Source organism: Runella aurantiaca (assembly GCF_003339505.1).
Classification (GTDB): domain Bacteria; phylum Bacteroidota; class Bacteroidia; order Cytophagales; family Spirosomataceae; genus Runella; species Runella aurantiaca.
Map to the genome: position 1 here is coordinate 379732 of NZ_QPIW01000001.1, position 26617 is coordinate 406348.

At 38.9% G+C, this 26617-nt stretch carries 23 protein-coding genes; 13 read left to right on the forward strand and 10 right to left on the reverse strand.

Translation table 11 applies throughout. The features are described from left to right. Positions 1–285: 285 nt before the first annotated feature. Positions 286–540: a DUF7149 domain-containing protein gene (locus DVG78_RS01685; protein ID WP_114459328.1), complete on the reverse strand. Its 255-nt coding sequence runs from the start codon at positions 538–540 to the stop codon at positions 286–288. 287 nt (positions 541–827) lie between these two features. On the opposite strand from DVG78_RS01685, the gene DVG78_RS01690 reads away from it, so the two are divergent. From DVG78_RS01690 to DVG78_RS01730, 9 genes are all read left to right on the forward strand, one after another. Then, a complete protein-coding gene (locus DVG78_RS01690) occupies positions 828–2102 on the forward strand; it encodes a tail fiber domain-containing protein (protein WP_114459329.1) in 1275 nt (424 codons plus the stop codon). Between the two features lie 46 nt (positions 2103–2148). Then, positions 2149–3507 carry a tail fiber domain-containing protein gene (locus DVG78_RS01695; RefSeq protein WP_114459330.1) on the forward strand — a complete coding sequence of 453 codons (1359 nt, stop codon included), beginning with the start codon at positions 2149–2151 and terminating at the stop codon, positions 3505–3507. A 568-nt stretch (positions 3508–4075) separates the two neighbouring features. Further along, complete coding sequence (locus DVG78_RS01700; RefSeq protein WP_114459331.1) at positions 4076–5278, forward strand: site-specific integrase; 1203 nt, start codon at positions 4076–4078, stop codon at positions 5276–5278. A gap of 383 nt (positions 5279–5661) precedes the next feature. Next, a complete protein-coding gene (locus DVG78_RS01705; RefSeq protein ID WP_158549944.1) occupies positions 5662–6201 on the forward strand; it encodes an RNA polymerase sigma factor in 540 nt (179 codons plus the stop codon). Continuing rightward, positions 6198–6761, forward strand: coding sequence for a hypothetical protein (locus DVG78_RS01710; RefSeq protein ID WP_114459333.1), 564 nt, complete (start codon positions 6198–6200; stop codon positions 6759–6761). Before DVG78_RS01705 ends, DVG78_RS01710 begins: the two co-directional genes overlap by 4 nt. Before the next feature lie 12 nt (positions 6762–6773). Next, a complete protein-coding gene (locus DVG78_RS01715) occupies positions 6774–7805 on the forward strand; it encodes a PD-(D/E)XK nuclease family protein (protein ID WP_114459334.1) in 1032 nt (343 codons plus the stop codon). After that, the gene (locus tag DVG78_RS01720; RefSeq protein WP_114459335.1) at positions 7750–10230 is read left to right on the forward strand and encodes an argonaute/piwi family protein; all 2481 of its coding nucleotides are present in this window, start codon (positions 7750–7752) and stop codon (positions 10228–10230) included. Before DVG78_RS01715 ends, DVG78_RS01720 begins: the two co-directional genes overlap by 56 nt. Beyond that, positions 10227–10631, forward strand: coding sequence for a hypothetical protein (locus DVG78_RS01725; protein ID WP_114459336.1), 405 nt, complete (start codon positions 10227–10229; stop codon positions 10629–10631). The genes DVG78_RS01720 and DVG78_RS01725 overlap by 4 nt, the downstream gene beginning before the upstream one ends. Beyond that, positions 10631–11764 (forward strand): hypothetical protein, encoded by a 1134-nt coding sequence (locus DVG78_RS01730; RefSeq protein WP_114459337.1) that lies wholly within the window; start codon positions 10631–10633, stop codon positions 11762–11764. Before DVG78_RS01725 ends, DVG78_RS01730 begins: the two co-directional genes overlap by 1 nt. On the opposite strand, the gene DVG78_RS01735 is transcribed toward DVG78_RS01730, so the two are convergent. The 3 genes from DVG78_RS01735 to DVG78_RS01745 form a co-directional block, all read right to left on the reverse strand. Next, the gene (locus DVG78_RS01735) at positions 11751–12593 is read right to left on the reverse strand and encodes an HNH endonuclease family protein (protein ID WP_114459338.1); all 843 of its coding nucleotides are present in this window, start codon (positions 12591–12593) and stop codon (positions 11751–11753) included. The genes DVG78_RS01730 and DVG78_RS01735 overlap by 14 nt on opposite strands. Then, a complete protein-coding gene (locus DVG78_RS01740) occupies positions 12586–13863 on the reverse strand; it encodes an AAA family ATPase (protein ID WP_114459339.1) in 1278 nt (425 codons plus the stop codon). The genes DVG78_RS01735 and DVG78_RS01740 overlap by 8 nt, the downstream gene beginning before the upstream one ends. Before the next feature lie 468 nt (positions 13864–14331). Then, positions 14332–14742 carry a DUF2958 domain-containing protein gene (locus DVG78_RS01745; RefSeq protein ID WP_114459340.1) on the reverse strand — a complete coding sequence of 137 codons (411 nt, stop codon included), beginning with the start codon at positions 14740–14742 and terminating at the stop codon, positions 14332–14334. Between the two features lie 207 nt (positions 14743–14949). On the opposite strand from DVG78_RS01745, the gene DVG78_RS01750 reads away from it, so the two are divergent. The 3 genes from DVG78_RS01750 (at position 14950) to DVG78_RS01760 (ending at position 17477) form a co-directional block, all read left to right on the forward strand. Further along, positions 14950–15888 (forward strand): DUF3761 domain-containing protein, encoded by a 939-nt coding sequence (locus tag DVG78_RS01750; RefSeq protein WP_114459341.1) that lies wholly within the window; start codon positions 14950–14952, stop codon positions 15886–15888. Next, positions 15869–16939: a hypothetical protein gene (locus DVG78_RS01755; RefSeq protein ID WP_147276939.1), complete on the forward strand. Its 1071-nt coding sequence runs from the start codon at positions 15869–15871 to the stop codon at positions 16937–16939. The genes DVG78_RS01750 and DVG78_RS01755 overlap by 20 nt, the downstream gene beginning before the upstream one ends. A 226-nt stretch (positions 16940–17165) precedes the next feature. After that, positions 17166–17477 carry a hypothetical protein gene (locus tag DVG78_RS01760; RefSeq protein WP_114459343.1) on the forward strand — a complete coding sequence of 104 codons (312 nt, stop codon included), beginning with the start codon at positions 17166–17168 and terminating at the stop codon, positions 17475–17477. Positions 17478–17737: 260 nt separating this feature from the next. Here the strand turns inward: DVG78_RS01760 and DVG78_RS01770 are convergent, their stop codons facing one another. The 6 genes from DVG78_RS01770 to DVG78_RS01795 form a co-directional block, all read right to left on the reverse strand. Next, the gene (locus DVG78_RS01770; protein ID WP_147276941.1) at positions 17738–18424 is read right to left on the reverse strand and encodes a hypothetical protein; all 687 of its coding nucleotides are present in this window, start codon (positions 18422–18424) and stop codon (positions 17738–17740) included. Positions 18425–18583: 159 nt separating this feature from the next. Continuing rightward, on the reverse strand, positions 18584–19882 hold the full coding sequence (locus DVG78_RS01775) for a patatin-like phospholipase family protein (protein WP_114459345.1): 1299 nt from the start codon (positions 19880–19882) through the stop codon (positions 18584–18586). 11 nt (positions 19883–19893) lie between these two features. Beyond that, positions 19894–22149, reverse strand: coding sequence for an anti-phage 6A-MBL system cap2_3 protein (cap2-3, locus tag DVG78_RS01780; protein WP_114459346.1), 2256 nt, complete (start codon positions 22147–22149; stop codon positions 19894–19896). A 1-nt stretch (position 22150) separates the two neighbouring features. Beyond that, on the reverse strand, positions 22151–23314 hold the full coding sequence (gene mblB / locus DVG78_RS01785) for an anti-phage 6A-MBL system MBL-fold protein (protein WP_114459347.1): 1164 nt from the start codon (positions 23312–23314) through the stop codon (positions 22151–22153). 422 nt (positions 23315–23736) lie between these two features. Next, on the reverse strand, positions 23737–24309 hold the full coding sequence (locus tag DVG78_RS01790; protein WP_158549945.1) for an RloB family protein: 573 nt from the start codon (positions 24307–24309) through the stop codon (positions 23737–23739). Beyond that, positions 24299–25600, reverse strand: a complete 1302-nt coding sequence (locus DVG78_RS01795; protein WP_114459349.1) for an AAA family ATPase — start codon at positions 25598–25600, stop codon at positions 24299–24301. Before DVG78_RS01795 ends, DVG78_RS01790 begins: the two co-directional genes overlap by 11 nt. Positions 25601–26112: 512 nt before the next feature. Between DVG78_RS01795 and DVG78_RS01800 the strand changes: the two genes are divergently transcribed. Then, the gene (locus DVG78_RS01800; protein WP_114459350.1) at positions 26113–26424 is read left to right on the forward strand and encodes a hypothetical protein; all 312 of its coding nucleotides are present in this window, start codon (positions 26113–26115) and stop codon (positions 26422–26424) included. Positions 26425–26617: the final 193 nt, after the last annotated feature.

Genomic DNA, 26617 nt, shown 5'->3' on the forward strand with positions numbered 1-26617 from the left:
TCAACCCCGACCCAAGCCTTTACCGAAAAAAATCCGTGTCAAAATTCATTCTTCCTTTTTTTGCCCATAAACCACCTAAAACATCAAATACAGTGAAAAAACAGCGAAAAAGGGATAAAAAAACCGTGTAAAATTGAACGAAATTGGCCGATTATTTTAACAAGTCTTTTCCTTGAAAACCTGATATTTTGAGTGGTAAAACATTACATTAGAAAGAATCCTACAGGCACAGTGAATTTTGCGTGTCCATAAAAAGGGGCGTAAAACATGACATAAGAAAGAATCCTACCCCTCTACTATCGCTATTTCTTCATCTGTTAAACCATACAAGGCACATATCAGATAGGAATCTTTGTAATAGACCTCTTTGAGAAAATCCATTAAATGCCCTTTGACATTTTCCTCACTTTCTTGTTCGTTGATGCGATTCAGCAGGGTTGTGAAGTTGACTTTGAATCGGTCAATCTGTTCGCGGTTGCCGGATTGTAAGCGGTAAACTTTTTCGAGGGATTCAGTGGGTGTAAGGGATTTAAGAAGCATATTCAAATCGTTAAGATAAGCCAAAGTAAGGCAAATTTAGCGATTGGGCAAATCAGAGGATTTGAAAAGTTATCGAACGTACAGGTAACTTATCTTTGTGACCGGTACTGTCTGTATGCTGTATGGTGGCAGACAATTCAATGGAGGGATTAATTAGAAAAAACTTGCATTTTGAGCGTATGAGTACACAATTCTATTAAATTGGCAGCTATTCATGTTTCCTGCTCCCGGAGCATGAAATAACTTCAAAAACACAGCCCTTCTTAGGGAGAAAGAAGGCCACATGTATGAAATTTTCTATTTTTATTCTGCTGCTCAGTACTGTTATGGTAAAGGGGCAAATCTACACTCAATCATTAGGTAATGGTTCAATTACAATCACTCCCAAAGGAGTGCTGGACAAAATCAATGAGGATATTGACACTACCAATGTAGCCTTGGGTCCCTCTGCATTGATCAATAATAAAATTGGGAATGGTATCGGTGTAGGCACTTATGGTATATACAATACGGCAGTCGGGTTAGGTACGCTTGGTCGCAATAGGACGGGGAGATTAAACACGGCTAACGGAGCATATGCACTTTTCAATAATATGGCTGGAAGTGCCAACACAGCAACAGGGACTTATGCTCTTTATAACGCCACCGGAACAACTTCCAACACAGCCAATGGAGCGTATGCGCTTTATAGCACTAATGATGGGGGTTCCAATACGGGCATTGGCTTTCAGGCACTTTACAGCAACACTTCAGGTTTTTCCAATACCGCCAACGGCTTCCAGTCGCTTTTCAGCAACATTGCAGGTTATTACAACACCGCCAACGGCTATCAGAGCCTTTACAGCAACATTGAAGGGGATTACAACACTGTAAACGGATATAAGGCACTTTATAATAATACTACGGGAAATAATAACACAGCGAATGGCACCAATGCCCTTCTTTTTAATACGGAAGGGACATTAAACACAGCCATCGGCTATCAGGCAGGCGCTTCAAATTTCAAAGGTAACAGCAACACTTTTGTAGGGGGGGCTGCCAATTGCAGTGACAATAATTTAAGTAATGCGACTGCTATCGGCAGCGGTGCAATCGTTGATGCTTCTAATAAAGTGCGGCTTGGAAATAGTGAAGTAACTGTCGTTGAGGGGCAGGTAGCTTATAGCTATCCATCAGACCGCCGCCTCAAGGAAAGTATTCAATACACCTCTCGTTTAGGGCTTGACTTCATTAATAGACTACAAACCGTCTCTTACAATTACATAGCCGATAAAACTCACGTACGTCACGACGGTTTCATTGCTCAAGACGTTGAACAGGTAATGAAAGAGTTGGGCCTACCTTTTAGTGGGTTGAAAAAATCAAATGATGGCACATATTCTTTGGCCTACTCTGATTTTGTCATGCCGTTGGTTAACGCCGTCAAAGAATTGAAACAACGCAATGAAATATTGGAAGTACAAATGGCAACGTTAGCACAAACAGTCGCTGACTTAAAAGAATTAAAGGCTGAAATGGATAAGATAAAATCTGCTAACAATCAAGGTATTGAGAACAAATAGATACATTAAAAAACATGATTATCAATTAGTTAATAAATAATTTTATATGAAAAATACTATTCTTGCTATTCTATTGACTGCTTCACTGGTCAAAGGACAAATTTCAACTCAGAATAATACCGAAGGTTCCATTACAATAACTCCCAAAGGTTTACAGGGAAGTACAAACAGCCCACTTCTTCACACCACCAATGTAGCACTTGGGAATTTGGCACTAAGCAGCCCAATGTTAGCAGGTAGTTTAAATACTGCAATAGGAAATAGTGCCCTTATGAAAAACACAACCGGTACATGTAACACGGCCAATGGATACTTTTCTCTTAAAGACAACACATCGGGTTATATGAATACCGGAATAGGTGCTACAGCACTTTCTCAGAATACAACAGGTAATTTCAATACTGCAATTGGATATGGTGCCCTTACGTACAATTCAGAAGGGGTGGCGAACACAGGCACCGGGTCTTATGCCCTTTACTTCAATACGACAGGCGAAGGTAATACAGCCTATGGCGACCATGCCCTTTTTAATAATAAAACGGGACATTATAACTCTGCCTATGGGATTGATGCTCTTAAATCCAATACAACCGGAAAAAATAATATAGCTGTCGGCGTAGCTACACTTGGAAACAACAAGACCGGCAGTTACAACACTGCAACAGGAACTGACGCCCTAATTACGAATGACATAGGTTGGGGTAATACAGCCTATGGAGCATATTCTCTTCGTTCAAATTCAATAGGCAATAGAAACACAGCTATCGGAGATAGTGCCCTTTTTAAAAACGAGCGTGGTTCTTTCAATACAACCATAGGATACATGTCCGGATATGCAAATATTCATGGAACTAACAATACATTAATCGGCTATCAGGCAGATGTGACGGGCAATACTTTAAAGAATGCCACAGCAATTGGTGCCAATGCCAGAGTAAATGCCAATAATAAAGTGCGAATTGGCAATGATAGTGTTACAGTCATTGAGGGGGCAGTTCCTTGGAGTAATCCGTCAGACCGTCGCTTGAAAGAAAATATTATTTACACAAACCGTTTAGGACTTACCTTTATTAACCACTTAAAGACAGTTTCGTATAATTATATAGCTGACAAAACTAAAAGGCGGTATGATGGTTTTATTGCCCAAGATATTGAGAAAGTAATGAGTGATCTGGGCGTACCTTTCAGTGGACTCAAAAAAGCAGACGACGGGACATATTCACTTGCCTACTCTGATTTTGTCATACCGTTAGTTAACGCCGTAAAAGAACAGCAGGAACAAATAAATGAGTTAAAAAAACAGAACGAAAATCTTGCTCAAACGTTAGCCGACCTAAAAGATATAAGAGCGGACATTGCGAAACTAAAGGAACAGACTATCCTTAAAGATACCGATAAGAAGTAACGAACTGTTTTATCAGGCGGGTATAACATTAGAAAACCATAGATTTGGAGTCAATAAATTGACCGTATGAGAGGGGGGAGTAAAAAGTTTAGCGTTTTCAGGCCGTTGACCCGTGAACCCATTCATGCGTAATACCGGCAAAAATAAAGGGGGGGGGTAGGTATCGGTAAAACCTTATAAAACCTCACTTTCGGAGTGATAATTATTTCCTACGGGGCGAACCTAACTAAACCTTACATTGTGGGTAGTTGTGTCAACGCAAAACAAGGTTTTACAAACTGTCCCAACTTTCGAGCATTTTTCTAAAAGTGTCCCCCAAACTGTCCTAAATTAAAAAATAAACCCCTTAACTCATTGAGAACTAAGGGGTTTATTGTATTAGTTGTGGTGATGGACGGAATCGAACCGCCGACACAAGGATTTTCAGTTCTGAAATTTATGGTTTTATATGGTTTGATTTGTGTTTATATGGTTGATTTTTAGTAACTTAGCATTCAGATGAAATCGTAAGATTTCAGGTAAAACCACCAAATGTTGTACCTATGTTGTACCTGAATTGTTCAAACCCATGGCTTCCGTTAAAATAACTCTCCGTCAGAAACCCAATAAAGAAGGACAATTTCCGCTTATTTTACGCATCACCAGGCACAGAAAAACGTCTATTATTTACCTCGGTTATTACCTCAAAGAGGAAGATTGGGATGAAGAAAAACAACGCGTCAAGAAATCACATCCCAATTCCGCACGTCTCAATAACTTTCTCCTGAAAAAACTGGCCGAAGCGAATGAACATGCGCTGGAATTGGAAACCCAAAAAAATCATGTTACTTGCGTCTCTGTCAAGCAGCGAATCAAGCCCTCGGCCGGCAGTACGTTCAATGCCCAGGCTGATTTGTATCTTGAGCGCTTGAAAGAAGCGGGGAAGTATAATCAATATACCTCTGATAAGCCCCGTATCAAGCACTTCAAAGAATTTCTCAAAGAAGATGTGACCTTTTCTGACATTACGGTATCGCTGTTAGAACGATTTCAGGCGCATGTAAAAAATAAACTGAAACTCTCGGAGCGTTCTGCCGTGAATCATATTGTGATGGTACGTTCTGTGTTCAGCCATGCCATCAAAGAAGGAGCTGTAGATGCCAAATTCTATCCGTTCGGGAAGGGGAAGATGAAAATTAAATTCCCTGAGTCTTCCAAAATTGGTCTGAATGCGGAGGAAATCAAACGTTTGGAAACAGTGGCATTGGAAGGACAGGCCCATCACGCTCGTAATTTATGGATGATCTCTTATCTGTTTGCAGGTATGCGGGTCAGTGATGTGTTTCGACTGCGGTGGAGTAATTTTCAGAACGGTCGCCTTCATTATGAAATGGGAAAAAATAATAAATCAGGCTCGCTGAAAATACCGGAAAAGGCTTTGAGAATCCTTGAGCAATACAAGGCTTCTCAGGTAGAAAAGGATGACTTGGTTTTTCCCGAACTGAAAGGGGCGGATTTCAACAATATGTTTATCACTAAGCGAACCATTGCCTTTAAGACGAGTTCGGTGGATAAATGTCTGCGGACACAGGTAGCACCTGCTGCTGAAATTGATAAAAAATTGACCATGCACTTGGCACGTCATTCCTTTGCACAGCAGGCGACGGATGTACCGATTCAGATCTTGCAGAAGTTATACCGTCATAGCAGCGTCGTGACGACGATGCAGTATCAATCTAATTTTACAACACAGCAGACGGATGAAGCTTTAGATAAGGTGCTTAATGGATAGGTGAAAGGATGGTTACAAATGGCCCGTTATACGTTCGACGATCTTTTGTGAGACTATTACTTTAAAATTTTGTTGTCATATTTTAATTGCAAAGACCATTGGTTATCAGTGAAACTTCATTTACAAAGATGTCAATGATGCGTTGGAGGCATTGATTGAGAGTACTGATTTGCTCTCCTAAGGCATTTAATATTTTGGGTTAAGCTTTTATCCAAAAGAATCATTTATTAATAGTGGCCTGATTATCAACAAGATGACTGCCTTGTGTTTTGTACATAGAATCAAAATAAATATTTTTCTTCTAAATTTAAGAAAAAGTGTAACCCGATTGCATTATTACTTGTAGAAACCAACTTAAGGACATCGAAACATACATTACGATATTGTCTTTCCTGAAACAGGAGCCAAGAAAAGCATTTGAGTTACTCTATAAATGCTACGGCAGACAATTTTATGGGTTTGCGGTCAAAAATTGGAAATTTGACGAAGATTCAGCGTGGGAAGTAATCTACTCAACTCTTGAACAATTAGTTTCAAAATTAGACAGATACTCTTTTGAGAGCCAATCCGATTTTGATCGTTTTGCTTTCAAAACATTTTTAAATTTCCTACGCCAACGTTATCGCCATGATAGTAGATTGCAAAAGGCTGAATGGGTAAGTTTAGAAGATATATCTGAAGGAGAAATTGAAACTTTTGATATTGATGATGATAATATTAAGGAGAATAAATCTTTAACTCGTTTAAAATTAGCTTTAGAGCAAATCTCTAAGAATGATCAGGAATTGTTATTACTAAGAGCACAAGGGTTCAGTTATGAAGAAATAGCAGGATTACTCTCTATCGAAAACAATCAATTAAAGGTTCAGTACTTTAGAGCTAAAGAGCGGTTAATTAAACGTTATAACGAGATTGATCTATGAATAAGCATAAATACATTCCTGCTGAAGAGGCGATAAAATGGCTCACTCCCAATTTATCCAATGAAAATATTGATATTCTTTTCGCACAAATAATGGCCACTGAATTTGAGCAGGCTCCATCTTTAGAAAAAGAAGAAGCCTTGTTTGCAAGGTTTAATACTAATTATCAATATACTCTCGGCCAGCTGTTGAGTAATAGAATAATGTTACTTGAGAAAACTATTCCAGCACTTGCTGAAGAAACTCGTCTACCTGTAGATTTGATTCAAAAAATAGTGGCAGATAGAGCATTAGTTACAAATATACCTATTGTATTATTTTCCAAGCTTTTGAAACAACTTCAAATCTCATTTCTTGAAGTTGGTAAAGCAATAATGCAATCTGCAGAAATAATAAAATCAAATAGCGGTCACGCATTTAACGGAAGGTCCACTATTTTTGCCCGAAAAGATAAGCAGAGCTTTTTTGAGATTAGCCAGCAAGAGGGGCAAATGCTTTTTGAAAGTGATGAAGCGATTCAAATGTACCTCAAAAGATTGGACGAGATTTTAAATTCCTAACTTACAATTGCAATGAAATGGTCTCATACAAGCATTGTTACGCTTAGAATGTGTAAGAGAAAATTTTATTTTAGCCAAGTGCTAAGTGAGACAGGGCACCCTATTAATCTTCGCTCACAGGCAAAATGGTTAAAAAAAGCAATGAATTTAGAAATGTGGGCAGGGCATGTTGTTGATACTGTCATAAATACTCAAGTAGTGCCACTATTATCTTTAGAAGAAATTCCGGATTTTAAAAAAGTTGAAGAATATGCAATTGAGCTTGCAAGGCGTCAATTTTTATTTTCTAAAAAGAAACGTTATAGAGAAATACACCAAAAAGAAGCAGGGGAAGAATATTGCATACTGGATTTCCATGAGTTTGATTTGTCAGTAAAGGAAGAAGATATCTTAAAAGCTGTTGAAAGAATAAAGATTGCTATTCGAAACATTCCTGTTATTCGATTTGAAGATGGAACAAATTTACTGGAATTGTTACTTGAGGCATCCCCAAATAATAAAACAGAGAAATTTCCTAAAAGAATAAGAGCAAATATTCAAAATCGTCATTTAAAAGTTGGTGAAGCAGACGTAAACCCTCAGATTGATTTATTGCTCAAACATGGAACTCAACAAGTTGTAATTGACTGGAAAGTTTCAGACAGCGATATGAGTGATTATAGCCGGCAGCTTGGTATAATCGGTACAGTTATTTATAGGCACAGGGTTGAGCAGTTTCAAAAAGATGATTCATGGATGTATCAAAAAAGTCAAATTAGATTGCTGGAAGTCAACTTATTAAGATGTTATATTAAAGAGCATCTGTTTAATGATGACACATACAGTCACATGGTAGACTATATTAGCCAAACGGCATGTGACCTAGACAATATAAAAAGAGGAAGGAGTTGGAATTCAATTCCAATGAAAGAATATCCCAGAGTAGTAAGCGATGCTTGTGATCGCTGTAATTTTTATCATTTGTGCAACTTTTTACGGTTATATCCAAATGAATTTACAATATCAGGTTACAGAGAATTTGTTCGAATTGCTCAATCTGACTGAGCATACGTTTCAGTATCGAAAAGCCCCCATTGACTTACCTTGTATTCCAGGGGAAGAGGATGATTATCATCGACAATTGAACAAAATTGCTTTAAAAGTAGGGCGAGAGACTAAGGGACCTGCCTTAATTATTCGTGATACAGCAGGTATACCATACGTTGCAGTTCCGGCAAATCGACGTCTAGCCGATAACTTTAAAGTAAATACGAGTCCTTCCGTAGTCAGACTCACATTGAGAAGTGAGGTTCATAAGGTAAATTTCTTAAACTGTAATGATCAGGAGTGGTCCCTATTAAGTCGATTTTTAGAATTTGAAATTCGCAAACAAATCAAAGATACGGGTAATGTAGTCGAAGATTTAGCAGGGCGTTTCTTTATAAGAAAAGGATTGAAAGGTATGGATACTTTATCCGTAGCACTTATGCCCGGCTTTAGCTTCAGAATCGTAGCAGAAGGACTGAACAAGGCATACATATGCTTAGACGTTACCTCTCGTTATGTTGAAAAAACCTACTTATCTAAAAAAGTAAACTACCAGAATGTAACTATAATATCAAAACGGTTGCTTGCAGGTCGCAAAAAAGGATTTCGATGTTTATATACAATGGGAGATAATTGGTTCCCTATTGATGTAATCGGCTTTGGAACAAAAAAATCAGGTGACGAAATATTAGACAATGGCCAAAGTTTGCACAAATACGTCAAGGAGAAAACGGCAGGCAATACATTCAGCGTTGAAAACTTAGTCTCGGAAGAGGATGCAGTTGTATATTATCGCTATCCGGGGAATAAAGATATGAAGCCCATGTCTGCACCTGCTTCTTTGGTAAAAAGGCAATTTAAAACAGGCGACCGTGAAGTAAAAGGCTTACATAGTAAAACGATTTTAGAGACAGATTTTCGATTTAATCTTATCATGACCAACTTGAAAAGATTTTTTTCCAGACTCAAGTTCATGGGAAAACCGTTATTTGTTGCTTCAAAACCTTTACAGAGAGAAACGCCTGTATTTCCGTTAAAGCCATTGAAATTTAATAATCAAAAAATTTTGTTCCCTTACCCAAAGGGGCTTCCTGCAGCATACGACTACCCTTTGAAGAGGAGATCATTCCTTGAGTCTAACGGAATTTTAGATCAATCAGGTTTTGATACCCAGTATTTAGTGATTCCGGACTCCATGACTATGCCTCAGAAGCTCCTTGATAATTTTAAATCGCGTTTTATCCAGCAGGTTCAAGGTTTAAATTCCTCATATTCAGGATTTAGACAGGTAGTCAGGATTTCGGGTAATGTAACATTACCTGCAACTGACTATGTAGATTTAATGGTTAAAACTCTGCAAAGTAAAGGAATTACGGAAGGTTATGCATTGATTGTTATACCAAATTTTGGGGACGATAAAAAAACGGCAGCATTTCACCATTTACTAAAAAAACGCCTGTATCCCAATATCAAATTTCAATTTGTAGATTTTGAAATGATAAGGTCATTTTATGAGTATACAGAAGATGAAAATGGCAAATGGGACTATCATCAAGTCAATAACGAGCGTGCCAAATTATTTAAGTCTTACCTGTTCTATTTATCTTTAGGATATTTAAAAGCTAATCATAAATATCCATATGCCTTAGCTGAACGTCCTAATTATGACGTATATATAGCTATTGATGTACACGAACGTTACGCTGGGTATGTATTTTTCTATCTAAATGGTGAACAAATCTATTTCGATTATCAAGAGGTCGATTTAGCCGATACAAGCCAAAGAGCTGAAAAACTTTCCGAAGAAAAGATTTATACCAAACTGTATGCAAATTTAAAAAAGCATCTGGAACGTAAATACTGTGTAAATCCTAATGGGATTATTCTGCTACGGGACGGTATAAGCCATGGAGGAGAAGAAAGGGCTTTAAAGAGAGTAATAAAAGATTTGAAAAATGACCGCCTGATTGAACATGAAAATCTGCTATGGGCAGTAATGGACTTGCATAAAACAAGCAGAGTACCATTTAGAATCGGCAGTAATACCAATCAACAAAAAAGATATGACCGTCCCGCAGCAGGAAGCTATCGTATGCTTGGACGTCAATTTGATGAAGTTTTCATTTTCCCAACCGGGCAACCATTCTCCACAAAAGGCTCGTCTAAACCTATCCATCTGACCAAGATAGCAGGGAATGCGGATTTCTTAAAGATTTCAGAAGACGTATTCTCGCAGTGTTTGCTCGCGTTCTCTGCTCCTGATCGCCCCAGCGGTCTTCCCGTTCCCATTGCGCTACTAGATGAACTACTTCAGCCCTTGGCCGTTTCAAAGAAAATTGAGCATTCTGATGAAGAGGAGGTTACTTATTTAGATGATGAATTGGAAAATGATTCCTCACGTTGGGACGAACATAAAATGGCAGAAATGCAAATACAATTATGAGCGATACAACACAAATTGCAAACACATACCATCATTTGGCAACTATTTCAGAGTTGGTAAATACAGGAATACTAATTTTAAAAAGACAACTTTTCCTGAGTCAAAAGAAGGGAGTGTCAAAAATTACAAACGAGGTAATTGAGGAAGAAGAGATTTTGGAAGCACGAGAAATAATTTTGGCTTTCTTGAAGGGACTGACTGTCAAACTCAGTTCAGATGCTGAATACAATAAAAAAATGGAGAATAGTGAATTGAAAAATGAAATTCTAATTATGCAACGCATATTGGAAAACGAAGGTATATTGTCAAATGAACAATTAAGTCATTTGGACGGCTTATTATTCAGAATTGATGAAGAACGAGCAGGCTTGTATCGAAAATTGAGAAATGGTCAGTATTAATGGTTAAATCATTACTAACTGAACTTTTAATTCGGATTAGCGCACTGCGAAATTCTATAGCAGCTTCTAATCTACATAAGTCTGTAAGTATATCTTTTAGAAACCTTACAGAACAACGCTTAATCGACTTAAAAATAAAAATTGAAAAAAGTCTTAATAGGTATAATTTAGACATCCCGGATAGTGCGAATAACTTCTACAGTGATTACCAGCGATTCAGCGAAGAGTTAAAAAGCATTGAGCACTATAGAATTCAAGCATTGAAACGCTATGGAAAAGCAGAAAATTACTTTTACTTTTTGGTTAAATCGCTGATTCAGGAATTTCGACTTCAATGTTCAGCTCCTATGGTTACTTCCATTTCATCAGCGAGAGACTATTTTTGGATTACTCCCGATACTGATTTAATAGGAGTTCCCCTGGGCGAAGAAGGACATCTTATCAACTTGCCTGATTTAGTACATGAATTATCGCATGTGATAGTCTGCTATTTTGATTCAGATTACCCATTGATCACACGAGATTTTAAAACCATAGTTGGGGATTTTTTTCAACGTGAAATTTATGATGCGGAAGACAAAAGACGTCCACTAAAAATTCAAACTCTTTTACCGATATGCAGAAAGAATTGGCAACGCGGATGGCTTGTTGAATTTACGTGTGATTTAATCGCTACCTATTTAGTCGGACCGGCCTATGCTTGGACAAACCTTAAAGTATCTGCTTCAGATAGGCCAAAAGATATCTATTATATTGATTCTGAGACTCATCCTTCTCATGAAGCCCGTTCTCGCGCCATAATAGCCATGTTAAAAAAAATGGACCTTGTACAAGAAGCTAATCAAATTCAGAAGGAGTGGGAAAGTATTTTATCATTTCCTAATTATGAAGAGCCCGAACACTATCGTTTAATTTTTCCCCAAGTGTTAATTGATAAACTGACTGACATAGTATTTCAATCGTGCAAAGAATTCGACTTTCGTTCTTATAAAGATCAACTTCAGTCATTTGACTTATCTATATCAGCAATTATGAATCAATCATGGAATCAACTTATGGAAAATCCGGGATCATATGCTGCTTGGGAAGCGGATATAGTAGAAATACTAAACAAACGGGTTACATCCGATTGAACACTTTTTCAAAATAAATAACCATTCCTGTAAAAGCGGAAGAAGACGCTTTCATTCTTTGAATGGCCATATCATTTAAATTTCGAGTTATTTCACTAATTCCATTATCCAAAAGGGTTCTTCTGTGTGTGTCATAGGCTATGAATACTTCATAGCGTAAAAAGGATACCTCAGTCCGGTTTAAACCATAAACTTCAATCGTCGTTTTTACTACATGCATCACTCCTTCATTGATAGGAATAATATCAACAGTTCTTAAGATGTGATCCACTTCAAATGCAAAAAAATCTGCGGGATCATCATAATATGGATTAATAAGCAGTGGTTGCTCCGCTTGATGAAGATTTAAAAAAGTTTCATAATCTTGCCCAGCCAGTGCATTAAAAGAGTCGGGATTCAGCGAAACTGCCAGCCGTTCCAATTCAACAGTACCTGTATCTGTTGACAGTAAAGGGGGTAACAAGCGGTTACCTGCTATTGGGAATTGATCTTTTTTATGGATTTCATTACAAATGGCGCAGGAAACTAAATAATTTTCATAGCTATACGCCAACCACCAATAAATACTTTTAGGCCGATAGTGCTCCACATCTCCATGGGCAACTACTTTCGTTGGAGTTTCACAATAAGCACACTTATTATGAGTCTCCGCAAATAATTGTTTTTTTGCAACAGACCACCTTTTTGAGATAAAGTTATGTTTTTCTCTTATCCCTGATAAAATTTCCAGATGTTCTCGAAGCAGTTCCAAATTAAAAGATATTCGAATTTCACCCTTAAAATTTTTATGAATAGTCTTGGTGTTTCGATCCCTTGATAATTTAATCATTTTTTGATTGTCGACTTGCCAGTTCTTTTCGAACCGCATTAATTGCCTCTAATTGATAATTTTCAAGAGCTGTATTTGTTCGCTGCATAATGGGAAGATTACTGAGAGATATTTTTAATTCGTCGATTCGCTGTTGTTCGGAATCGGATAATCTTTTTCTACCTTTTAATTCTTTGTATTCTTTTTTGTCTTGTTCAACTTCAAAAGACTCGTCAGTTGTTAATCCAAACAAAGGAGACATGAGTAATTGATGAACAAGCATTTGCTTCGGCACCCCTTGAAATGCCTTTAATGTAACATTACCATGCATTGGGTCTTTTTCTAAGAAATATAATTCATTTTTATCTGCCTGTTGAGCAGTTAACGGTGAGTGTGTAGTAGCAATAATTTGAAAATTGGGCAATTTAGTACTTAAATAATCAAACAAAAACCGCTGCCACTTTGGGTGTAAATGCAAATCAATTTCATCAATTAAAAGTATACCCCTGATATTTAATGGTGAATTGTAATCAGGGAAGTTGACATTTATGCGATATAGCAAATCGCCCAGCCAAGTTGATACATTTTTATATCCTTCGCTTAACAGATGTAAAGGAACGATACTTTTACCTACTTCAAAAAGCAACACACCTTTTTCTCTATCTATTGAATGAAATCTGACACCTGGCAATAAATCATTGAGAATGTCGGTTATAATTTGCAAGTCCCCGCCTTTGCTCCTGTAATCCAAATTTTTTGCCCATGAACTTAAAGAATTTAGTGGCTGCTCCGGGTTAAATAATGTGCCAACATTTATTGAGCGTTCATTCTTCAATATATTTTGGGTTTCTCTAATCGAATCATTTCCAACATTCGATCTTCTTGAAGCGCCATAACCAATAACGAAATAATTCCGGTTTGCATGTTTAATTGCTTGGTCAATTTCATTCAATGACTCTTCATTTCTTTTAAAAATTGAAATTAAGGTGTCGCCTCGGTTAATTACTAACTTAATATTGCGTTCTTCATTACGCTTAGTTACTAATACAGAATCAATTTCACAAGAGTTTGAATCAAATGATATCCATTCATCAGAATTACCAAGTAAATCCCCGAGAGCATTGCTGCCCGCAGTGACAAGAGCAATAGCTTTTAATAAGTTACTTTTCCCGCTCCCATTCTCCCCTAAAATGAGCGTTTGTTTACGGCCTACCGTAAACTCATTTTCAAAAGATAAACTTATCTCTTCCAGCCCTCTAAAATTCTTAATATGTACGTGCTTTAAAAACATTAGCCATTTTTACGTTTTCTAAACCAAATTTAAGGCAATTAGTGTAGAATACATGATAATAAATCGTTATTTCTTTAAATCAAAAAAATTGAGGCTTATACTCATCACCGACTAACCTAAATTATCATGCTATTGTTATAAATTTTTAAAGGCATTATTGAGAGTCATTCTGGAAGCACCCCAAAGCGGGGTAGTTTGAATCAGTTCAAAGAAAGCCTCAATCCTTTTACTAAGTTCGCTTTGGGATTCAATAATACCCTTTTGAAAGCAGCCTCTAATTGGAACATTCAATGAAATTGCAGTCTATGAATGATGCTTCCTGTAATGTTTAAGTTGAATCAGCAGCAATTGTCCTCAGTGTTCCAATGACAGACTATTCAATTTTGTCACAAATCCTGACAAAATTTGTGACAACTATACACGTGATTTATGTATGCAAAGTTCTGAGAATGAAATAACCAGGATGGTTTAGTGCAGTTTAAGTGATTGCCGCAGTTTTTGATGCGCCTGCTGCAAATGCACCGGATTTTCAGTGATCCATTGATGCTGGCGTGCCGCTTCCGCATACACACTCATCAGATCATCGGCCTCAAAGTGTTCGTCACGCACAATCAATGGAATGGGAAGACAAGGGTGCTGAATACTTTCAAGCTCTTCCAAAGACACATAGCCTAATTCAGGTGAGCCCATTCCCAAATCACACAAACCAAAGGCAACGGTAGGTTCCATAGGGTTCAATTCACTCAGCAGCCAGGTGGCGCTGCCGGTAATGGAAAATAATTTAACCACCGGCGGATGGTCATCCTGCCGTCCTTTGAGCATATCCCATGCATTTTCAAGCATTTTTTCGCGGAGTTCGGCAGGAATAAGTCGGGACATGCGGAATTACCTTTGTCAGAGGGAAGAGCTGAATATCAGCATAAACCGGCTCGGCATAACGGGGGGAGAAAATATGTTTGATTAATGAGAAATAAACTCGTGTACGACTTTTTATAAAATTACTGAGCATAAACCATTTGATTTGATTTTTTTCAATATATTGAGAACATAATTTCACTATAACAGTGCTTTTTCTTCTCAATTTTCATGAAAAATTACGTACCAAATTTAATAGCGGCACGTCATCGAGTTCTTCCTGATTACTTTAAAGAATCACCTGAAAACAAGGGTAATTCCACTCCATCACCCGGAAGTTTTTTGTGGAACATGTTGGCCATCGCAGTAATGGTAGCAGCTCTTTCCACTTGGGGTACTCATTTGGGTTTCAGCTTTTCTCTTTTAACATTTGCCTTTTTTGCTTCTGATTGGGGGAGACGTATGTTAGAGCAGAAATTGCAATTTTACTTCACATCCTCTTTGAAAGCAGGGCTTTGGGGGGTGATCTTACTTTTATCGGTACTGACAGGTTTTCAATATAAAGGTCGTATTGATCTGGCTAATGAAAAATTGCGATTAGAAGCTGTTGAAAAGCAAAAAGCTGAAGCTGAGTTTAATCGCAGGGAAACATTGCGGATAGATAGCCTGCGAGGGTATCTATCCCTTGCCGAAGCATCTTTTAAAAAAGGAAGTTATGCTAAGGCGATCAGGCTGTATAATCATTCGTCTCGCTTCGCAACAACCAATGAATCGGCCGATCAACGTCGACTTCATGAAGGATTGGCCATCAGTTACGTTCGTATCAAAGCATATCAATCCGCTATCGAACATTACAACGGTCTAAGTTCCTTAAATGATGAGCAGATGTATCAGCGAGCTTTGTGCTATCTTCGATTAGGCCGTAAGTCAGAAGCATTATCCGACCTTACCCGAGCAGCCGATGCCGGTAATAAAACAGCGGCAAAACTTTATGAGAAGGAGAACCCACTCCTGCGTAAGGTACTTTACTACCAAACCGTATGTTGTGACGGCAGTTATAGCCCATCAAATGCTAAAGGAAGAGGTGCCTGTTCACACCATGGGGGTGTTTGTGACTGGAATAAACCGATTTACGAAACTTATCGAAAATATGATGTCAGCAGTCTTTGAGACTAGACGTTTGATTGCACAGAGTTTTATGCAGCGACTCTTGGGCCAGCAACCGGTAGAAAACGCTGTTATTGAGTTGAATAATTTACTGGCTACTCAATCAATTCTGACGATAAAGTTGACCGATCTGGCTGCGATTGAACAACGATATGGTTTGGCATTGAGCAAATTTATGCTCAACTTGGAAGAATTTTATGCCGTTTACTTCAACTACCAATTAACCAATCAGCTGTTACTGGGTGATGGCTTGGCTGAACTGAATCATCTGCGGACATTGCTTCAACTTCCCTGTCAATCAGTTGAGATGATCCATAACCGTATCGGAGAAAATGCCTATCGGCAACGGGTAGAGAAGGCCATTGTGTATGGACAAATAACTGCCGTAGACAAAGCTGCGCTGTTGGATTTACAGGTGGCAATTTCTATTTCTTCCGAGTTGGCTGAAACCATTTTTGGCGACGTTTGCCGGGCTCACCTTAATCGGTTAATTAAGCAATTAAGTGCCAATGCTCGAATTACTCCCGATGAAGAACAGCAGCTGTATCGTACCGTTAAGAATTTAGGCGTACAATTGAGTGCTGAAGCAGAGCAGGAAGTCGAACGTTTTAAGCGATATTGGGCTATTGAAAACAAACCCTTGATAGCCATCGAAGTGGCCACTGCTCTGCAAAAGTCTGAAGTATGTTACTTACATGCCAAAGGTATTCAATGGTACGAAGAACGGGCAACTTCCCGGCGTAATAATTATTACGACCATTACGAATTTGATCGGTCTTTTGACCTGCTGGATTTACAATCAAACAGTTCACCTACTCAAAGAGAAACATTTCCGATAATCAAGCGTATTAATGTTGGCGAACTTTATCTAACTAATAAACGGCTTATTTTTGAAGGAACGGAGAAAGTTACCTCCGTCAAATTGAATACTATCAATACTGCTAAGGTTTACAAGCAGGGTATATCCATAAACAAATTAACCGGTAAAGATATGCTGTTACTTATGAATCGTGACGCTGATGTTTTAGCTCTGCTCATTCAGCGACTGCAATAAAATCACTGATTTCCACACTTTTTCAAAACTCGTCTAAGGGGTCTTTCCCCTCGCGCCGCAAGGGTCTTCGATAAACGTCCCTGACCGTATCCCCCACCTTCCTTCACGGTGTTTCGTGCAGGCCGGGTGATTTCCCTCGGACTTGGCCGCCCCTGCGTTTGCTACCCCCACCCTCGGCGGGAGCCAAGGTTGCATATGTGCAACCCATTCCCAAAAGGAGATAGTAATGGAAGCAGTTAAAGGGCAAATCCGCTATATAAGTCAGCCGATAAAAATAGGAAACACCCAATGGCGGTTGGTGATTAAAGAGCGTGCGGCGCACAGAAACTTGGAAGAAGACCGTAAGCGTCTCTGCACGGAATATCAGTGGAATGATGAAGGCCGATGGCAGCCCGGTACTAATTGGCCGACTTACAATATCAATGATACTTATTTAGGTATGCCGCGCCGATTGGGCAAACTCTACGAACGGGAAAAAGAAATCATTGAGTTGCTGATTAATGGCAAGCCCATCGCCCAAATGAATCTTTTTGAGTGATTTTATCCGATAAAGATCAGTTCCGCCGTCTTTAAAAATTTTTTTTGCGGGAAGTTTTGTCTATTAAACCATCATAAACGTTTTAACGGCCTGAAATAAGAAGGCTTCGATTTCGAGTTAAAAGGCAGAGCATCCCTGTCTAAAGGATATAAAATCATCGACCGGTTTTCGGAGTATATTGACATCCAAATAAAAACCCTGACACAATTTAACATCAATGAGAATCCTAAAAATACATATACCTGTAAAAATGCAAGCTGTTAAAGACTTAAAAACTCAGAGTACAATCTTTGGGCATAAAGTTTTGAAAAAAATCTCAAAATAGGCTTATATGCTACTGTTAATAATATATAGAAAGCCATTAACCATAAAGTGATCTTATATAAGATACTGGTATTATCAAGAACTATTAAATTAATACCGGAAAATATAAAACCCAATATACTTCCTCCAATCAGATTTCTTATAAAACCATATTGTATATTATAGTTAAGCAGTAGCTTACCCTTGCCTACCTTATTCCTAATTAAGCCCACTACATCTTTAATTGTGTTTTTTGCTTCATTTACATCATTTGCTTCGTCTGTTTCGGACAATAATTGTATACCAAAATCGGTGCTGATTTTATTTCGTATTGATTCTTTGTATCTTTTCGAAAACTCATCATTCTGATATAGTAAAAAATTCGTTGTTGGAAAGCTTTTTTCACTATCAAAAAAATTGGTTTCTAAAAATTTACCAAATCCTCTCACTACAGAAACAAAAAAATAAGAAATAACCAGATAAATAGTCACATTGAAAAATACAACGCCCATATTATTTAACTCATCCAGAAATTTTGCGTATTCACTAACTGATTTGAATAGTAGCAATAACGGTAAACAAGCAATATAGGTTGGAAAAATTTTGGAAAAAAATTCGTATTTTGAAGGAATAATTGTTTTCATGTTCGAAAGTTTTGTAAGGATTTCCATAGAAAAGATTGTTGAAGCAATAGAGTGTTCAGGGTAAAATGCACTTAACCTATAAATTTCAGCGAATAACCTCGATATATTACTTCCAAAAACAGATCCTTTGTAATTATAATACTAATTCGAGCCTTATGATCAGCTCTCGAAAAGTGTTGGGCAATAGAGTCTGATTTGAAGTTCTGTCAAATTTTCAGCATGAATGATCATATCTTTAATCACCTCTTTTCTTAAACAGGTTAGATTTGTGCTTATTCTTCGGATTCTTTGCAAACGCTCATTAGATAGTGATTTGGCTGAAATTTCATTGAATCTGCACTTAGTTTCTAAATAGGCCATGATCTCCTCTTTATGGGCATCAGGTTGGTCAATCCAAGGTTGCGGTAACCGGTGTGTGTTCAGTACCTGAGCGGATACATTTTTGTCTTTCAGATGATTATAAAAGCCGGGAATGCAATTGTTGATATCCCAGCCAAGCGACTGATAAGCCACTTCTGTTCTGTGATGATTTTCATAGATATTTCGGATCATCTGAAAGTGCTTAATACGTGCCATGAATGCGTTCATTGTCCTTAGCAACAGGGTAAACGTATTATTGTAGGATTCATGAAAGGGCAGTTTATTTCCGGCATCGCTTACTATTACGATATCGCAGGCATAAGAACTGTTTTTTTGAGTCAATTTATGGATTCCCTGATTATCATAAACTCCTCCATCTACCAGTGCCGGCACAACCTTATCATACTGATCAGGATCTTTAAAATACAATTTGTCTATAAAAACAGGAGTGAAAGCAAACGGCACACACGAAGAGGCAGTAACTGCCCTGGCTACAGGGAAATTCGTATTATCAAAAAGCACCGGTGGTCGATAACGAGCGTAAGCGGAATCCTCCATTTTTCTTTTTGAGAAGGTAAAAGGACGCATCGTTTGCAGGTTGGTTGCGCCTATCGCCAACTCAGGAACTGAGCACAACTGCGACAACACAGCTCCCTGAAAAAACATATCATCGTACGCTTTCTCAATGATTGCACTTACAGGAAGAAACTGAAACTGATACCTAACCAGAAGAAAAAGTAATACGGATAACGGAACCAATGAGAGATATGCCCATCCTGTAAACGGGAGTATCACTGATGCTAAAAGCAACAGTAATGCGGGTATTGCCACACGAAGGAAGCGCCATGATCTTAGTGTGTATCCAATTACGTTTTTGGTACTAAGTGCCAAAATCATCTTTTCCTCAAATTCTTTAAAGCTACCCTCATGCAGGCAATATGCAGCGCCGGTAATCGAACCGCCGGAAATAGTAGATAGTACGTCTATCCGTTGAAGGATGTTGAGCTCATAGAGTTTTTTTAATGCGCCAATATGAAAGGCTGCGGCGCGGTATCCCCCTCCGGATAAAGCAACGCCTATTCTTTTGTTTTTATACACATCTAATCTTTTTACTCTTGAACATAGACCAGCAGTTCATCAGGTGTCACTATTAGTGCACAAGTCGGTATAGGAACTGTACGGTTCAATTCCACAAGTTCAGCAATAGTCTCTTCATCCCTGGCACTTAACCTTTTCAGATTCATGGGATGTGTATGCCATTCCCCTATGTACCCAATCACATCACCGGTCACTTTTTTGATCGCATCAATTTCAGCCGGTAAGCCAAGGGTGCCGCGAACAAATCCGCTACATGTACCATGGCTGCCTTGCGGCTCAGATATGATGTCAAAGACATGGATCGTTTTAGTTTTATAATTGGCTATACCAATCAATACACCTCCTGTTTCTTTAGGCGCATATTGTTTACAATTGTTAAGAAGTATTTCTTTGATTCCACTCGTTAGCCGGACCTCCCATCCGCTACCGGCTTTACAGTTCAATACCTCAAAGGCCGAAACTTCTATGTATTCTGTGCTAATGCTTGGAAAACCTTTCGTTTCGTCCAGACTTGAAACTGCTACTATTCCTGACATATCGGCACTGTCCTGTGTTACTGCTTTCGACAATATTCGTGAGAATATGCCTCCATGAAAACTCAGGATGTCATCAGCCATGACAGAGGTTGTTGAACTGCAACCCAAGCCCACGTTTAAAGATGTAACTTCCCGTTGCGCATCGTTCATTCTCCAGGTGCGAAGTTTCTCATTCTTGGTAGCATAGAAACACGCGAGGTTCACTAAATCGTCCATCCTTGGATTGCGATCGTATCCTTCCGCATAAAATAAGCCAAGCGCTCCTTCATCCGCGATTTCTGCTTTGTAATACCTTATGTTTGCTGGCAATTGCTTTGATAGCAGGAAGTTCATCACCTGCACGCTCGCAGTTGTGTCAACTATGCGTTGGTAGTGCTGAAATTCACTATCCAGATAAATTGCACTGGATTTAATCGCTGCAATTTTAGCAGTGTTATCAGCAGAATAAAATTGCCTGATTATATCTGCAAGAGCTTGCGCTTTGTTTTGACCTAGCTGATCAGCGAATAATTCATGACGGGTTAAGTTATGCGGCAACATTTTGCCGTCGTCACAAATTCCGATTTCAAGGTTTCCACTTCTTGCATCATGCAGTATAAGCTTAGAGCCCAGCGACCCGGCACCAATATAAAGTGTCGCAGGCGTCTGCTTTCTGGCAGAGAGGTAGCTGGCTATGTTTTTGCTGAAGGGTTCAATGTGGCTCTGAAGCCATATCTCGTCACTATCATCCAAAGCACCAATACCACCTGTTGGTGAGATGATTAGAAAATTTATAAACTCATAATTCCCTTTGTACCCGATTACTTTACGAGGACGTTTAATGGCAAAAATAATTGGGAGTCCAAGTCTGGTAATAGCTCCGAGTCCTTCAAATTTTAGCAATGCCTGATGTAAGTCGATTCCGCGCAGGCTGAAGAACATTTTAAGCTGTCCATAGTTTTTAGGCCTGGACGTTAGATACAGGTCATCTATCGCACTATCGGGATCCCAAAAGACAAAAGTAAACACCGGGTTTGCGCCATGATCTTGATCTTCCTCTTTTGATAGTCTCACAATAGCATTGTGTACAATTTCAAATGCGATAAACGGAACCGCCGCATTTGTTTGGTAAGCGTAGATATCTCCTGCTTTCAAAAGCTGCCCCCCAACAAATAACGCTGCAGGGAGGTCAGAGACAAATCTCTGATTTTCAGAGACAACCTCGTTAATCAAATCATACCGATAGATATGCTTTGAGCTAATATTTCCCTCCAGTCTGGTAGGGTCAAATTCAGCTCCGTCTTCATCAAGCTGGCCTGTAGCTGCCTTATAAAGCCATTGGCCACCCACGTCCAGAAAATCCCTCATTTTAATGGTTGCAAACCATTCATGGGGACTATTGCGTACAAGACATAGCCTGGCCGGCTCGTCATCCGTTGTAAAATACAAATGCGAAAGCCATGCTCGGGGAAAATCTTTCCTATCACTTAGTATAAAAGGCGCAGTGTGTGGGTACTTATTCAGTGAAAGTTGTATAAGCATAGGCTCTTCCTCACCGATATTAATGCCATCTACAGCGCCCATATTTGGTAATGATACTTTGTACGTGACAGGTACAACAATGCGCCGTTTATCAAGAATCAATACTTTGGGATTTGGTATCTCAAAGTATTGACTGATTTCCTGTATTGCAGACTGAATTTCAACAGACAACTCACCTGCATAGGGTTGTAAAGAATTACTATGCAGCATATTATCCCTGAGTTATAATCGTTCCTGCCGCACCGGCACCGCCTGCAGAAGCCCAAGCTGAACCTGTGGTCTTTTTAGGCGCTCTAGCCGGTCCATTAGCCGTAATATCAAAAACGATCGCCTCCGGTGCTGATTCATTCGGTTCTACAGCTGTATTCAGAAATTTGTCTTCGCTCGACAACTTTTTAATATATTCTTTTTTTGCATCAGCGTAAGGTGGATTATCATCATTATTGACGATCTTCTTACTGGAAGCAATCACCTTTGCCTCTCTGTTACGCGCATAGTCCAATGCCTCAAGGGAAGTGGCTTGCACATCATCTTCCGAGGTATCATTGAAGAAACTCCAGGAACAGTGGTGGGGTGCAAGAAAAAGATCCCAACTCAAAGCCTGCTGGTTGACATCATTCTTAAAACGTTTCGTACGTTCTAAAATCTGTGCCCATGTGGTATGGTCTGAATCTCCGCCGAACATTGCCAAACAGCAAAAGTCTGATTTCCAACTGTATGCTTTAAATCTTGCTTGGAAGACAATACTGGCAGAATTTTTATCCTTATCCGGGGAATCGAGGTGGATTTTGAAAGGAGCATGGATAAAGATCGAAAACGTTTCTTGATTCTTATCATTAAATCGGGTTACAACATCTCCTGGTACAGCACGCAAATGATTTAGGTCTTTATACTCTTTGTTGCTGTCATATCCGATTATTTTGATGCGGTTACCGGGCTTGTCTTTATCCGGATGATTGTTCCTATGCAGATCAAGACGCCTTTCCGCTTCGCATTGATGAGCGTCTTCGTCATCATTGGTGTACTGCTCGGCAATCATTGGTGAGAACCACATTGTGTCCATGATGATCCGATTTTCTTCGCGGTCTTCCTGTCCATACTTTGCAGGATCGCCTTGATAAAAGTTGTCTTTGAAACCATGGCAATGATCTCTATCGCCATGGGTAAGAATGAACACGTCCACGAAGTAATTTCCACTACGTTTTTGAAGAGAATTTAGTAGGTCCTTCTTAACATCGCAAATTTTCGGATCCGTACTTTCATCGGATTTCGCGGTGAGTTTACAGTCAACCAATATTCTTGTGCCGTCTTCGAGTGTGATCAGTGACATATCACCATTTCCCACCGGGTAGTATTTAATTGTAGGATTAGCCATGGTTCACCTCCTTTGTTTTGTTGGTGAACACTATACTCATTAGTAAATCCGATACTTTTGGCGTGGGCACAACATCTTTTGTGCCGAGCCGGCTCGTATAGCCGCCTGTTGGAAACAATTTGTTCATTTATTGAATTGTTTATGAGTTAAAAATCACCAACCCGACTTTCATCAGGACGGTATTAATTTTCGACTCAGCAATTCGGCTATACGGAATCTATTTTGAAGCAGCGTAAAAAAGTTGCATTGTTTTAAACTTTTGATACTTTTGCATCGTAAATAAAACCTATTCCCGTCATAGTAGTATGCTGCAGTTATACTGCACGCTGAATCTGGACATACTAAAAAGCCTTGAAGGGGTCGGATCCTTCGGGCTTTTTCCGCTTTTATAGAAAACGTATCTAATATCTAAATCACTGTTCTTAGCCGGCTTGCCGCATAGAATCAAAAAATACCAGCAGATTCGGTACAGTGAAAATTGGTACTGCTTTCGTTTCGTGAATCTTCAGTTGATTATTCACCAAAGATGCTCGACTGATGGCCATGGGTAGCCGTTCCTTTAATTCTTCATAGGCATCTATCTGATTTTTCTTATACTGCGGCCAAATCTTTTTTAGATGGGCAACTGCTGATTCCCTTGTGACAAACGAAGTGGCGTATTCTTCAAAATGCAGAATGAACCACTGCTCCAGACACAATGGGCAGTAGGCAGCGTTCAGATCATTTGCGCCAAGATATTTTAGCATACCCGGCATTTCTACACTTGGGTTCCCGTAAAACAGCCATATGTTATCGTAAGGATTTCTGTCCCTGTTTGATTGCTTTTTTTTTCGCACCGCTTCCTTGGCAAGGGACCAGGGATCACAGCTCCTCTGATTGGTAACTTCTACGGTAACTGCTCCTCTTAGATTATGCGGAAGTTCCATTTGCATGGACTTTGCGTAAAGATATTCGGTAGTCCCTGAACAAAAAATCAGCTCTCGGTTAGTCTTCATTCTCAACTCCTTTTTGCATTTCAATAATAAAATTTCGGTCATCGATCTGCGGAGTTGAGCCAATACGGCCACTAGCGTACCACTTATCAATCGGAGTTCCTAAACGTAACCCTGAAATATCCGAACAGCGTCTGATATCGGTACTTCCATATTCATCCTTATTTGTAAACCAAACCTGATCTCTCCTGAAATGATCATTTGAAAGCTGGCTAATATCATGCGTAGCAAAAATTAATTGTGCATTTTTTTGATTAATATCCGGATTATGGAACATGCGGATAAAATACTTGGTAATTTCCGGGTGTAAATTCTTCTCAAACTCATCTACAACCAGAACTCGGCCTTTATCTAATGCATCAAGTAAAATTCCGCCAATTGCAAATAAACTCTGCGTTCCTGTAGATTCACTCGCAATTTCAAATGCACGAACACTGACCTGAACACCATTTTTATAAACAGGGTGATGAGTTCTAATTTCGTATTTATAATCTTCTTTGATTTTATTTTTAACAACTTCAGGCAGGTTTCCCAGTGCGTCGTCTTGCCAATCACGTTCCTTGGCTGTCACAGATGAAATGCCCGTGTCCAAAGAACATATGAGCGCATTGAAACGTCTGGCAAAACTGGATGAGGTATCATCAGCAAGTCTTTTTGCATATAACATAGACATACTGCTTTCCATAAACTCCTCCATAAGCGGAAAAGCAGAAAGTCCGTCACGGAAAAACAAATAGGCCGATTTTAATACATCTATATTGTTATCAGACGCCTTTGATAGGAACAGCTGATTTGGCAGGAGAAGTTTTTCAATCGTTTTCTTTACACCTTTATAATAATCCCCAAATTTCATGTCTTTTTCAGCCGTACGTGAAAAAAGCAGCGACTTACTTTTTGTAGAGTAACAAAAAAGCTCTTCTCTTTCGATTCTCTTTGACGTAAAAGAAATGGAATAATCGTATTGAAGGCTATCGTAAAGAAAGCTGATGTCCATCTCTACCGGACTCTCGGCATACGTGCTGTCCAAGAGATAAGGCTCATATGGTTCAATGCGTTCATCCAGCTTATAGGAAGATGAATGGATTACTAAATATTCCATGGCATGGATCGCTTTTAAGTAATTACTCTTCCCGGAAGCATTGGACCCGTATATAACAGCTGATTTCAAGACCGACTGTTTTTTCGTCAACTTTACATAATTACCAGCGAATCCTGATAGGCCGGTTTTCAGCATTGATATTTCCTTTCGATCCTTTATTGACCGGAAGTTTTTGACAGCAAATGATATCAACATGGTATTTTTACTTGTTTACCACACAAAGGTAATTGATTTTCCGAAATTTTGATAATTTTAGCGTGATTTGTTCATTTTTTTGTAAAATTTCGGAAAGAAAAATCGTTTTAAACGTATTTTATGCGTAAAATGATTAAAAAATGCTGATGGGATAGATATTGGCGTTGCTTTAGTTTATCAACTCCCACATTCTTTAATGCGGAAAGGTGTAAGATAAAGTGGGCAGTACTCTTTAATCAGGACATACAGGTTTCGGAACTTGATTATAACTTCTTTTTACTGCGCATCGTTTACGCTTTGTCTGTCGTATAAAGAAGCCAGTACCTTCAGTTTTTTATTATACCGCTTTCTGGCCCATTGAATATCCTTTTCACGAAGAGCCGGTGTAGCACTTTACAAGATCGGGAATATGAATCTGGAGTCAGTATTTTGTTGCATGAAATGTCCCAATATTTTTTCAAGCGGCGGTGTAATCTTGATATCGTAGAGTTTCCCTGTTTTTCTGCGACGATATGGAAGCAATTAGCCAGCAAATCCGCTATATAAGTCAGCCGATAAAAATAGGAAACACCCATTGGCGGTTGGTGATTAAAGAGTATGCGGCACACAGTGGCTTGGAAGAAGACGGAAAGCGTTTGTGCACGGAATATCAGTGGAATGACGAAGGCCGGTGGCAGCCAGGTTTTAAATGGCCGTCTTACAATATCAATGATACCTACTTAGGTATGCCGCGCCGATTGGGCACACTCTACGAACGTGAAAAAGAGACCATTGAGTTGATGATTCATGGAAAGCCCATTGCCCAAAGGAATCTTTTTGAGTGATTTTATTGGATGATGATCGGTTTGACCGCTTCAAAAAATATTTTTGCGGGAAGTTTTGTCTATGAGTAAACCATCGTTAACCGATAGACAAAAACCGCTCTTTTTAAGCGACTCCTCCATTTTAAGTGATTGTGTTACAGCTTCTTCTTTTCATCAGCTAACAGAATTTTAAGCGAAACCTGTTCAAATATAA

Excerpts from the sequence above, each read along its gene's own strand:
- DVG78_RS01685 (WP_114459328.1), bottom strand. The coding sequence starts at position 540 with ATGCTTCTTAAATCCCTTACACCCACTGAATCCCTCGAAAAAGTTTAC.
- DVG78_RS01690 (WP_114459329.1), top strand. The coding sequence starts at position 828 with ATGAAATTTTCTATTTTTATTCTGCTGCTCAGTACTGTTATGGTAAAG.
- DVG78_RS01695 (WP_114459330.1), top strand. The coding sequence starts at position 2,149 with ATGAAAAATACTATTCTTGCTATTCTATTGACTGCTTCACTGGTCAAA.
- DVG78_RS01700 (WP_114459331.1), top strand. The coding sequence starts at position 4,076 with ATGGCTTCCGTTAAAATAACTCTCCGTCAGAAACCCAATAAAGAAGGA.
- DVG78_RS01710 (WP_114459333.1), top strand. The coding sequence starts at position 6,198 with ATGAATAAGCATAAATACATTCCTGCTGAAGAGGCGATAAAATGGCTC.
- DVG78_RS01715 (WP_114459334.1), top strand. The coding sequence starts at position 6,774 with ATGAAATGGTCTCATACAAGCATTGTTACGCTTAGAATGTGTAAGAGA.
- DVG78_RS01720 (WP_114459335.1), top strand. The coding sequence starts at position 7,750 with ATGAATTTACAATATCAGGTTACAGAGAATTTGTTCGAATTGCTCAAT.
- DVG78_RS01725 (WP_114459336.1), top strand. The coding sequence starts at position 10,227 with ATGAGCGATACAACACAAATTGCAAACACATACCATCATTTGGCAACT.
- DVG78_RS01730 (WP_114459337.1), top strand. The coding sequence starts at position 10,631 with ATGGTTAAATCATTACTAACTGAACTTTTAATTCGGATTAGCGCACTG.
- DVG78_RS01735 (WP_114459338.1), bottom strand. The coding sequence starts at position 12,593 with ATGATTAAATTATCAAGGGATCGAAACACCAAGACTATTCATAAAAAT.
- DVG78_RS01740 (WP_114459339.1), bottom strand. The coding sequence starts at position 13,863 with ATGTTTTTAAAGCACGTACATATTAAGAATTTTAGAGGGCTGGAAGAG.
- DVG78_RS01745 (WP_114459340.1), bottom strand. The coding sequence starts at position 14,742 with ATGTCCCGACTTATTCCTGCCGAACTCCGCGAAAAAATGCTTGAAAAT.
- DVG78_RS01750 (WP_114459341.1), top strand. The coding sequence starts at position 14,950 with ATGAAAAATTACGTACCAAATTTAATAGCGGCACGTCATCGAGTTCTT.
- DVG78_RS01755 (WP_147276939.1), top strand. The coding sequence starts at position 15,869 with ATGATGTCAGCAGTCTTTGAGACTAGACGTTTGATTGCACAGAGTTTT.
- DVG78_RS01760 (WP_114459343.1), top strand. The coding sequence starts at position 17,166 with ATGGAAGCAGTTAAAGGGCAAATCCGCTATATAAGTCAGCCGATAAAA.
- DVG78_RS01770 (WP_147276941.1), bottom strand. The coding sequence starts at position 18,424 with ATGAAAACAATTATTCCTTCAAAATACGAATTTTTTTCCAAAATTTTT.
- cap2-3 (WP_114459346.1), bottom strand. The coding sequence starts at position 22,149 with ATGCTGCATAGTAATTCTTTACAACCCTATGCAGGTGAGTTGTCTGTT.
- mblB (WP_114459347.1), bottom strand. The coding sequence starts at position 23,314 with ATGGCTAATCCTACAATTAAATACTACCCGGTGGGAAATGGTGATATG.
- DVG78_RS01790 (WP_158549945.1), bottom strand. The coding sequence starts at position 24,309 with ATGAAGACTAACCGAGAGCTGATTTTTTGTTCAGGGACTACCGAATAT.
- DVG78_RS01795 (WP_114459349.1), bottom strand. The coding sequence starts at position 25,600 with ATGTTGATATCATTTGCTGTCAAAAACTTCCGGTCAATAAAGGATCGA.
- DVG78_RS01800 (WP_114459350.1), top strand. The coding sequence starts at position 26,113 with ATGGAAGCAATTAGCCAGCAAATCCGCTATATAAGTCAGCCGATAAAA.